This is a genomic window from Curtobacterium sp. LFS079, from assembly GCF_047977865.1.
GTDB lineage: Bacteria > Actinomycetota > Actinomycetes > Actinomycetales > Micrococcaceae > Arthrobacter.
Window position 1 is genome coordinate 494,316 of sequence record NZ_JBFPFO010000003.1, and the last position, 9,813, is coordinate 504,128.

Genomic DNA, 9,813 nt, shown 5'->3' on the forward strand with positions numbered 1-9,813 from the left:
ATTGAGCGGGCCGAACATGGAGTAATAGGCCCGCCATGTGGTCTTACTGCTTTTCACCCGTGCACCCGCCCTTCGAAGCGCTCCTCCAGCACCGCCCGCCGCGTCGTGCTCCCATGCTCCTCCTCCATCCCCATCCTGACCAGACGGGCTCAGGCGCGCGTCCGTCCGGACCTGAGCAGCGGCAGGAAGGCGAGCAGGGCCGCGAGCTGCGTGGCCACGGTGAAGACCGCCAGCCCCGCGGTGGACGCAGAATACAACGCGCCGATGATGGTGGATCCGGCGAGCCAGGAGATGCCGTAAATGGCGGTGAATATCCCGTATCCGGTGCCGCGCCGGGCCGCGGGAACGAGGTCCGCGACGGCGGCACGGAGCGTTGATTCGTGCATCCCCAGGGCGGCACCCCACACCACGGCCCCTGCCCAGACGAGCGCGGGGACCGAGCTGAAGGACAGGAAGGGAACCGCGGCGGTCAGCGGGAGGGCGAGGAGCAGGCCGCGCAGCCCAGTGCGGTCATACAGGGCACCGGACGCAAGCGCGGCGAGCGCCGCGGCGCCCATGGACACCGCATAGCTGACCGGGATCAGCGCCGGCGGCAGGACCTCCTGGATCTCGAGGTGATAGGACACGACGCCGAACGTCGGGAACCCGAACATCGAGATGGCGGTGAACGCGCTGTACCACCAGAAGCGGGCTGGAAGCGGGGCACGTTCTGTGGTTCCGCGCGCACTGGCTTCCGAGGCCACAGCAGGTCGGGGTTCGCGGGCACTCCCAGGCAAGGCGGAAGCCTGGTCGTACAGTTCGGGCGCCGGCACCGCCCGCCGCAGGAGAACCACGGCCAGCAACGCCAGGACGCCGGGAACGGCCAAGACGCCGAAACCCAACTGGTAGCCGGCAATGGCCACCATCAACGAGACCAACAGCGGACCAAGAAGTGCACCGGACTGGTCCAGCGCCTCATGGATGGCGAACGCCTTGCCCCGGCCCAGCCGCGAACCGGCGTGGGACAGCATGGTGTCCCGCGCAGGCGCCCGGACGGCCTTGCCGAAGCGCTCCACGACCACCAGGGCCGACGCCTGCCACAGCGAAGTGGCCACCGCCAGCAGGGGAACGGCAACCACCGTCAGTGCGTACCCGGCGATGGTCAACGGCCAGTACCTGCGGGTCCTGTCGGCCAAGGGTCCTGTCCCGAGCCGCATCACCAGGGCCACCGCTTCGCCGAACCCGGTAATGAAACCGACCATGGCAGCCGTAGCGCCCAGGGTGGCCAGGAACGGTCCCGTGATCGAACGGGCGCCCTCGTACACGACGTCCGCGAGCATGCTCACCACCCCGAAGGCGAGCACGAAGCGCATCGGCCCCAAGCTGTTGGCCGCGGTCTCGCGGGGCTCCTCCGGAAGCTGCCGCGATGTCATGTCAGGCGCCCTGCGGTTGATCCCGGCACCGGGCGCGCGGCGATCGCGGCGAGGTCCCGCGCCGGCCCGGCGGGCGGGGTGCTGCCGGAAAGCCACACTGCGCTGAGGCTGCGCCGCAGTTCCAGCCCGCGCACGGGCACCGCCACCAGCCGCTGCAGGGTGACGTCGTCGCGCACGGCGAGCGCACTGAGCACGGCAGGAGCGGTTCCGGCGGCGACGGCGGAACGCACGGCCGCCGTCGTCGGCAGCTCCACGAGGGGTGCCGCCTGCTCCGGGATGCCGGCCGCCGCCAGCAGGTGTTCGAGCGCGTCGCGGGTGCCGCTGCCGTGCTCGCGGGTGACCAGCCCGACGCCGGCGAGCTCGGACACGGTGACCGGTGCCTTCCGCCGGGCCCAGCGGTGCCCGGGGGCGACCACCAGGACCAGCTCGTCTTCCTGCACGACGGCGGTGCTCAGGCCCGCGGGCAGCTGCGGGCTTTCGATGAAGGCGATGTCGGCGTCGCCGGCGCGCACGCGGGCCGCCGCCGTTTCGCTGTTGGACACGGCCAGTTCCACGACCGTGGGCGTGAGGCCGAGGGCTTCCTGCTGCCGGCGTAGTGCCACGAGCCAGTGGGGGAGCAGGTGCTCGGCGATGGTCTGGCTCGCGGCGACGTGCAGCTGGCGGACGGCGTCGGAACGCAGCGAGGCGATGCCGGCGTCGAGGCGTTCTGCCGCGGCGAGGACGTCGGCGGCCCAGCCGGCCACGAGTACGCCGGATTCCGTGAGGCTTGAGCCCCGCGGCGTGCGGGTCAGCAGGGCGGCGCCGATCCGGGACTCCAGCGAGCGCATCCGGGAGGACACCGCCTGCTGGGACAGGCCGAGTTTCTTCCCGGCGGCGGACAGGCTGCCGAGTTCGTGCACGGCGGCGAGCATCTCCAGCGCGGACAGATCGGGGATGCGGGGACTGAGCACGGGTCCTCCTGGTCTCGCAGGTCGGTGGGCGGTGCTGGGTACAAGGCTGGTTTGTACCCTGACAAGTGTATGCCCCCTACTTCGGCGCGTGCGGGCACGGAAGCATGGAAGGCATGGGAATTCTGATGCTCGGCGAAGCGCGTCAACACAGCGAAGCGCGTCAACACAGCGAAGCGCGTCAACACAAGGTGCGGGACCGGCGGGTCCTGCGCAAGCTCGAACGGCCGTCCGAGCTTTTCGCGAACCTCGGCCCGAACTGGTTCGCCACGATCATGGGGACCGGGGTCATCGCCACCGCGGGCGCCACCTTGCCGCTGCAGTTCCCCGCATTGCACGCCGTGGCCACGCTGTTCTGGGCGGCGGCTTCGCTCCTGCTGGTTCTCTTGGTCGCGTCCACCCTGGTCCACTGGGTCCGGTACCGGGACACGGCCCGCGGCCACCACCGCCATCCTGTGATGGCCCACTTTTACGGCGCCCCGCCCATGGCCCTGCTGACGGTGGGCGCCGGCACCCTCCTGCTGGGCAAGGACGTGTTGGGCGAACGCCTGGCGCTGGGAATCGACGCCGTGCTCTGGGTGCTCGGAACTCTCCTTGGCCTTGCGAGCGCCTTCGCTGTTCCGTACCTGCAGTTCACCCGCCACAAGGTTTCTTCGGCCGACGCTTTTGGTGGCTGGCTGATGCCGGTGGTGCCGCCCATGGTCTCGGCCTCCACCGGTGCCCTGCTGTTGCCGTACCTCCCGGACGGCGAGGCGCGGACGGGGATGCTCATGGCCTGCTACGCAATGTTCGGGCTCAGCCTGCTGGCCTCGCTGCTCATCATTCCCCTGGTGTGGCAGCGGCTGGCGGTCCACAAGAATCTCGCGGCATCCTCGGTGCCCACCCTCTGGATCGTGCTCGGCCCGCTGGGCCAGTCGATCACGGCGGCCAACCTGCTCGGCACCAACGTCCACTTCGCGGTATCGGGAACACTGCTCCACGCGCTGGAAGCCTTCGGCGTGCTGTACGGCGTTCCGGTGCTCGGCTTCGCGCTTCTCTGGGCGTCCTTGGCCGCCGCGATCACCCTGCGGACCGCCCGCAGCGGGCTGCCCTTCAGCCTGGCCTGGTGGTCCTTCACCTTCCCGGTGGGCACCTGCGTCACCGGCCTCAGCGGACTCGCCGCGCACACCGGCCTGGGCGCGTTCAAGGTGATGGCCGCCGTCGGGTACGTGCTGCTGCTGGGCGCCTGGGTGCTGGTGGCAGCGCGGACCTTCCGCGGGAGCGTGCTCGAGGGGACCCTGTTCCAGGGCCCGGGGCAAGCGGTTCCGATTGGTATCGGCAAGGCAAAAGCCGCCTAAATAGAGAACGTTGTGTTTCCTATTGGCGTGGCGTACATTCAAAGAACGGACTCCAACCGCCACCGAAGCCTGCCCAGGCCAAGGACCACGCCATGGACACTCAACGCGCCAAACCCGCAATACCGCCCGCGATCCGCGCAGCGTTGCCAGGACTCCTCCTGGTGATGTTCCTTGGTGCCCTGGACCAGACGATCATGGCCTCGGCACTTCCCACCGTGGCAGGGGAACTCAACGGCCTGGACCAGATGTCCACCATCATCACGGGGTACCTGGTGGCCGCTACAGCCGCCATGCCCCTGACCGGAAAACTCGGCGATGCCTACGGCCGCAAGCGGGTCCTGCAGGGATCGTTGGTGCTGTTCATTGCCGGCGCCGGGTTGTGTTCCCTGGCCCAGTCCGTGCCCGAACTGATCGCCTGCCGCGCCGTCCAAGGGGCCGGTGGCGGTGGCCTGATGATCGCGGCGCAGGCGGTGATCGGCGAACTTGTCAGCCCGCGCGAACGCGGCAGGCTCCTTGGCATCATCGGGGCCGCTTTCATCGTCGCAGCAGTGGCGGGTCCGCTGGCCGGGGGCGCCGTGGTGGACCTGTTGTCCTGGCGTTGGATCTTCTACGGTTACGTTCCGCTGGGACTTGCGGCCCTCGCCGTGGTCTCCAGAACCCTGCACCTTCCGCCCGTTCCCCCTGGCCGCCGCGTGGACTATGGCGGCTCGGCCCTGCTGAGCCTTGCCATCGTCGCGGTCATCCTGCTTTGCAGCGGCGGCGTCCACAGCGGACCGGGCTGGCTGGTACCGGTGCTGGCCGTCCTCGCTGCCGCCGCCGTCGCAGGCTGGCTGCTCACCGCCCGCCGCGCCAAGGATCCTGTCATTCCGCTGACGCTGTTCCGGGATCCCGCCTTCTCCATCCCCACCGCCGTCAGTTTCATGATCGGCTTCACCATGTTCGCCTCGGTCAGCTACCTGCCCGCCTTCCTGCAGGTCGGAATGGGCATGTCCGCCACGGCCTCCGGCGGCATGCTGATCGCCCTCATGGCAGGAATCCTGACGACGACGTCGGCATCGGGTGCCCTGATCACGCTTACGGGCCGCTACAAGGCCTATCCGGTGGCCGGCACCCTGCTTGCGGGGCTGGGTGAACTGCTCTTCAGCAGGCTCGACGCCGCAAGCAGCCCGGTGCTGGTCATGACGTCCATGGTGCTCCTGGGCCTGGGAATCGGCCTGGTCATGCAGGTCATGGTGCTGGTGGTGCAGAATTCGGTGGAGAGGCGCCACCTTGGCACCGCAACATCCACGGTCGCCTTCATGCGACAGGTGGGCAGCTCCGTCGGTGTTGCCGTGCTCGGCTCCCTCATCGCGGCCCGCTTCGCCGATGCCGTCCCCGGCGCCGTGGCCGCAACCCTCGGGAGCCGCATCAATTCGCTCACCCCCAAGGCGTTGGAAGCATTGCCCGCGGCGGACCGCGCCGCCGTCGCCGAGGCCTTCGGCCACGCGCTGCCACCGGTCTTCGGCTACGCCGCCCTGGTGCTGCTCGCCGCGTTCGTGGCAACCCTGTTCCTGCCCGAGCGCGAACTACGCACCACCTCGTATTCCGACACCCCATCGGAAACCACCCTCAGGGAGCCCCGCCATGACTGAAAAATTCACCGGGACCCTGGCCGCCTTCGGTGCGCGGGACCTCCTCGTGGCGGGCGGCAAGGGCGCAAACCTGGGCGAACTGGTGCGGCAGGGCTTCCCCGTGCCGGACGGGTTCGTCGTCACCACCGCCGCGTACGCGGCCTACCTGGCGCACAACGGGCTGGACAAGAGGCTGCAAGCGCTGCTGGCAGATGCGGAAGGCGAAACCCCCGACGCCGGGCCCCTCCGCGAGCTGTTCGCCGCGGCCCCGGTGCCGCCCGGGCTGAGGGCGGAGATCGCCGCGGCGTACACGGCATTGGGTGCAGGCCCGGTGGCGGTGCGTTCCAGTGCCACCGCGGAGGACCTGCCCGGCGCCGCCTTCGCGGGCCAGCAGGACACTTTCCTCAACGTCATCGGCGAAACGGAGGTGCTCGACGCCGTCGTCCGCTGCTGGGCCTCGCTGTGGACGGACCGTGCCGTGGCGTACCGCGGGCGGCAGGGCATCGACCAGCACACCGTGGGGATCGCCGTCGTGGTCCAGAAAATGGTGGAGTCCCGCAGCGCGGGCGTCATGTTCAGTGCCAATCCGGTCACGGGCGAGCGCGGCGAGATCGTAGTGGACGCGGCCGCGGGGCTGGGCGAGGCCGTGGTTTCGGGGCTGGTGACCCCTGAGCATTACGTCCTGGACAGCCAGGGACGCACTTTGTCCTTCACGCCTGGCGGGCACGAGGTGGTGATCCGCGCCGTAGCGGGAGGGGGCACCGAGGAGGTGAACCGCGGCGGGGGAGGCAGTGCGCCCGCCTTGAGTGCGCCCGCCTTGAGTGCGCCCGAGCTGGCAGAACTGGCCGGGCTCGCGCGGCGGGCCGCGGAGCATTTCGGCCGCCCGCAGGACATGGAGTGGGCCGTCTTCGATGGCCGCGTCCACGTGCTGCAGTCGCGCCCCATGACGGCACTGCCGCCCCAGCCTCCGGTACTCAACCGCTTCCAGCGCTTGGTTGGACCGTTCTTTGTGGAGATGTTCCAGCAAAGGCCCTATCCGCTGGACGTCTCGGGGTGGATCGAACGGGGCCTCTTCGCCATGCTCGGCCCGATGGCCGGCAGTGTGGGGGTCGTCTTCCCCTCAGTAAGGGAAATCCTGCCGGAGGAGGACGGCGTGGTGGTGCAGCTGCTGCCCCCGGTGCCCAAGCCCACACTGCGCACCTTCGCGGCGCCGCTGTCGATCGCCCGGAGGGTCCACCGCTTCAAGCCGGCGGACTGGACCCGCGACCCCCGCTTCACGGACTTCCTTGCCGCGGTGGACCGGCTGCGGGAACAGGATCCAGCGCGGCTCAGTTGGTCCGGCGTGCTCCGCATGGCCCAGGAAGCCCTCGCAGCGATGGAGAGGATTACCGAGCTGCGGGTGTCCTACCTGCCGGGTTCGTTTGTACCGCAGGGCAAGTTGCGGCTCATGCTCCTGCTGCTGGGAAAGGCCCGGCTCGGTTCCGCCCTCATCGCTGGCGCCGAAACCCGGACCAGCAAAGCCAACCAGGCACTCGAGGAACTCGCCGCCCTGGTGCGGGGCGACGTCGTCCTTTCCGGGGCGTTCGCCGCCGCTGGCGCTTCGGGGAACGGCGGCGCCCCGGAGAACAGCATGGCAACGCTCCTTGACCGGGTGGAGAACGAGCCAGGCTTCGCAGAGTTCCGGGCTGCGTTCCACGCGTTCCTGGCCGAATTCGGCCATCGCGAGACCATCAGCGTTGTGCTGAGCAGCGCGCCCACCTGGTCAGACGCCCCCGAGGTTGTCCTCGGCCTGATCAAGTCGATGACGGGCGAGCGTCGCGCCGCGGCAGACCAGACGGACGCCGCGCTCGCTGAGCTCGAACGCCACCGCCTCCTGCGCTTCGGTGCGGTGCGCCGCCTGGTGCTTGACGCCGTCGAGGGTGCCAAAGCCGGCATGGCCTTCCGCGAGGACAGCCACTTTTACGCCACCATGGTGCTGCCGCCGCTGCGCCGGGCACAACTGGATCTGGGCCGCCGGCTGGCGGAAGCCGGCGTGCTGGATGCGCCGGAGGACGTGTACCACCTGCGCTTCGGGGAACTGGAAGAGATCACGGAAACCCCCGACGGCGGCGCCCTGCCGGCCTGGGTGCGCGAGCGGTACCGTCCGCTGGTGCTCGCCCGGTCCGCCAAACGGCGCGAACTCGAAGGGATTCCGCTGCTGGACCCGGCCGTGCTGTTCGCCCATGTCCGGCCCGCAGAAGGAGCCCTGCTTAGCGGCACCGGGGCCAGCCGCGGCGAGGCCTCGGGGGCCGTGCGGCTGGTCCGGGGGCCGGAGGAATTCGGTTCCCTGCGTAGCGGCGAAATCCTGGTCTGCCCGTACACCAATCCATCGTGGACGCCCCTGTTCCAGCGTGCCGCGGCCGTGGTGGTCGACGCCGGCGGGCTCGGCTCGCACGCCGCGATCGTGGCGCGCGAGTACGGCATACCGGCCGTCATGGGGACAGGTAACGGCACAAAGGTCCTGCACGACGGCCAGCAGGTGCTGGTGGACGGCACCCGGGGCCAAGTCAGGACGCCGGACGACGGGACACGGCCGTGACCACCCTGCCGGGAAGCGACCATCGCACGCTGCCGCGCCGCCGCGGCGCCGCCCTGAACAGCGCCATCTTCGAGGCCGTGCGCGCCGAAATCGCCGAATCGGGCTACGCCGCGCTGACCATGGAACGGGTTGCGGAGCGGGCGCGGGCCAGCAAGGCCTCGCTCTACCGGCGCTGGCCCGGCCGGGCGGCCCTGGTGCTGGACGCCGCCTACGATCTGATGCCGGATGACACCTCCGCGCCGGACACGGGGAGCCTGCGCGGTGACGTCCTGGCCCTCATGCGGCAGATTGTCCGGTTGTTGGACGGGGTGCTGGGGGAAGCCATGCTCGGACTGCTGGGTGAATCCCTGCAGAACCCGGAAGCAGCCGCGCAGATCAGGGAATTCGGGCGGGGGAACATGGTGCGGACCATGCGCGAGATCGTCGGCAGGGCGGTGGCGCGCGGCGAGTGCGATGCCGCGCTTGTCACCGAAAGGCGGCTGGAGGCGGGCCCTGCACTGCTGCGGCAGCGCGTCCTTTTCTCGGGCCTGCCGGTGGGGGACGATTACCTCCGGGAGGTGGTGGACGACGTCGTGCTGCCGCTTTTCGGGGTCAGCCCGGAGGCCGCGCGGGAAGCATGATCCTGCATGTGCAGCTACTGCCGGTGTGCCTACTGCCGGTGCCCAGCGAAGAAGTCCCGCAGCAGGGCCGCGCACTCGGCTTCCCGGACCCCCGCGTAGACCTCCACCCAGTGGTTGAGCCGGCGTTCGCGGAGGATGTCGAACACTGAGCCCGCCGCCCCGGCCTTCTCGTCCCAAGCCCCGAACACTACCCGCGGAATCCGTGCCAGCACGATCGCCCCGGCACACATCGCGCACGGTTCCAGGGTGACCACCAGGGTGCAGTCCTCCAGGCGCCAACCGTCCCCGCCTTCGCCCAGCTCCAAGGCGTGGCGCTGCAACGCTGCGGCGGCCTCGCGGATCGCCACGATCTCGGCGTGCGCTGTGGGGTCCCCGTGCGCCTCACGCTCGTTCCGGCCGGCACCCAGCACCCCGCCGTCGGGCCCCAAAACGACGGCACCGATCGGCACGTCTTCGGTGTCCAGCGCGCGCCGGGCTTCGTCCAGGGCAAGGCCCATCCATGCCGCATGTTCGGCGTGGTACGGCTCGGGGATGCTCATGCCTTCAATGATAGTTTTGGACGCATGCGCACACTCGTCGTGGACCACCCGCTCGTTGCCCACAAGCTCACCGTTCTGCGGGACAAGAACACCCCTTCACCGGTCTTCCGCCAGCTGACGGAAGAACTCGTCACCCTCCTGGCGTACGAGGCCACCCGCGACGTCCGCACGCAGCCCGTGGAGATCGAAACGCCCGTCACCAAGACCACCGGGACCGCCTTCACCAAGCCGACGCCGCTGGTTGTTCCGATCCTGCGCGCGGGCCTGGGCATGCTCGAGGGCATGACCAAGCTGGTCCCCACGGCCGAGGTCGGCTTCCTCGGCATGGCGCGCGACGAGGAAACCCTGGACATCATCACCTACGCCGAGCGCCTGCCCGAGGACCTCACCGGCAGGCAGATCTTCGTGCTCGACCCCATGCTCGCCACCGGCGGCACCCTGCGCGAGGCCATCAAGTTCCTCTTCAAGCGCGGCGCCTCGGACGTGACCTGCATCTGCCTGCTTGCCGCGCCCGAGGGCCTGGCCAAGCTGGAGGAAGAACTCTCCGAAGCCAACGTCAAGATCGTGCTGGCCTCCATCGACGAGAAGCTCAACGACAAGGCCTACATCGTTCCCGGCCTCGGCGACGCCGGCGACCGCCTCTACGGCGTGGCGGGCTGACGCAGGCCCGCTCGCCACACAAACGCATGACGGCGGCGGGCCCCCCCCGGGGGGGGGGGGGACGCCCCGGGGGCCCGCCCGGGGGTGTGGGGGCCCGCCGGTGACCCCCC

At 70.0% G+C, this 9,813-nt stretch carries 8 protein-coding genes; 5 read left to right on the top strand and 3 right to left on the bottom strand.

Annotated features, from left to right (window positions below; all coding sequences use genetic code 11):
* Positions 1 to 149: 149 nt before the first annotated feature.
* Together ACNQPB_RS08275 and ACNQPB_RS08280 are read right to left on the bottom strand one after the other, a co-directional pair.
* Complete coding sequence (locus ACNQPB_RS08275) at positions 150 to 1,412, bottom strand: MFS transporter (RefSeq protein WP_498750692.1); 1,263 nt, start codon at positions 1,410 to 1,412, stop codon at positions 150 to 152.
* A complete protein-coding gene (locus ACNQPB_RS08280; protein WP_498750694.1) occupies positions 1,409 to 2,362 on the bottom strand; it encodes a LysR family transcriptional regulator in 954 nt (317 codons plus the stop codon). Before ACNQPB_RS08280 ends, ACNQPB_RS08275 begins: the two co-directional genes overlap by 4 nt.
* A gap of 113 nt (positions 2,363 to 2,475) precedes the next feature.
* Between ACNQPB_RS08280 and ACNQPB_RS08285 the strand changes: the two genes are divergently transcribed.
* From ACNQPB_RS08285 to ACNQPB_RS08300, 4 genes are all read left to right on the top strand, one after another.
* Complete coding sequence (locus tag ACNQPB_RS08285) at positions 2,476 to 3,696, top strand: TDT family transporter (protein ID WP_498750696.1); 1,221 nt, start codon at positions 2,476 to 2,478, stop codon at positions 3,694 to 3,696.
* A 92-nt stretch (positions 3,697 to 3,788) separates the two neighbouring features.
* A complete protein-coding gene (locus tag ACNQPB_RS08290; protein ID WP_498750697.1) occupies positions 3,789 to 5,327 on the top strand; it encodes an MDR family MFS transporter in 1,539 nt (512 codons plus the stop codon).
* Entirely contained in the window at positions 5,320 to 7,884 is a 2,565-nt protein-coding gene (locus ACNQPB_RS08295; RefSeq protein ID WP_498750699.1) for a PEP/pyruvate-binding domain-containing protein, read from the top strand. Before ACNQPB_RS08290 ends, ACNQPB_RS08295 begins: the two co-directional genes overlap by 8 nt.
* On the top strand, positions 7,881 to 8,504 hold the full coding sequence (locus ACNQPB_RS08300) for a TetR/AcrR family transcriptional regulator (protein ID WP_498750701.1): 624 nt from the start codon (positions 7,881 to 7,883) through the stop codon (positions 8,502 to 8,504). Before ACNQPB_RS08295 ends, ACNQPB_RS08300 begins: the two co-directional genes overlap by 4 nt.
* A 29-nt stretch (positions 8,505 to 8,533) precedes the next feature.
* Here the strand turns inward: ACNQPB_RS08300 and tadA are convergent, their stop codons facing one another.
* Positions 8,534 to 9,043 carry a tRNA adenosine(34) deaminase TadA gene (gene tadA, locus ACNQPB_RS08305; RefSeq protein ID WP_498750703.1) on the bottom strand — a complete coding sequence of 170 codons (510 nt, stop codon included), beginning with the start codon at positions 9,041 to 9,043 and terminating at the stop codon, positions 8,534 to 8,536.
* A gap of 24 nt (positions 9,044 to 9,067) precedes the next feature.
* Between tadA and upp the strand changes: the two genes are divergently transcribed.
* Complete coding sequence (gene upp / locus ACNQPB_RS08310) at positions 9,068 to 9,703, top strand: uracil phosphoribosyltransferase (protein ID WP_498750705.1); 636 nt, start codon at positions 9,068 to 9,070, stop codon at positions 9,701 to 9,703.
* Positions 9,704 to 9,813 lie beyond the last annotated feature (110 nt).